This is a genomic window from Polynucleobacter sp. AP-Feld-500C-C5, assembly GCF_018882265.1.
GTDB lineage: Bacteria > Pseudomonadota > Gammaproteobacteria > Burkholderiales > Burkholderiaceae > Polynucleobacter.
In genome coordinates this window covers 1-300 of sequence record NZ_JACVOW010000015.1, presented here as the reverse complement: position 1 = coordinate 300, position 300 = coordinate 1, and the positions used below count along the sequence as shown (strand labels likewise).

Annotated in this window: 1 pseudogene; it reads right to left on the bottom strand. The window is 41.3% G+C overall.

Going from position 1 to position 300, the window contains the following annotated elements:
- Window positions 1–27: 27 nt before the first annotated feature.
- A pseudogene (locus ICN21_RS01690) lies at window positions 28–300 on the bottom strand (hypothetical protein); the annotation flags it as partial.

Below are 300 nucleotides of genomic sequence, written 5' to 3'. Positions count from 1 at the left end.
ATACATCTAACCACACCAAAACACTGCTTAGTCGATAGATATATGGTCTGGTTCTAGATTCTGTTGATAACGCTCATGCATTTTTAGATATAGAGCCTCAAGATTTTTAGTAAAGAGTGGCGTATTAAATAGGGGTTTGGTTAAGCGGTTGTTAACTAATGTCTGTTTAATACCTGCCAGTTTCTGAGGGTTCTGAGCTAGCTCTATCGCCAGGGCCTCATACTCTTCTTGGGTATTGGCAATAAGCTCTGGTAAGCCAATAGCATTTAAGAGGCTAGCAGCTACGCGGCTAGCAAAAGA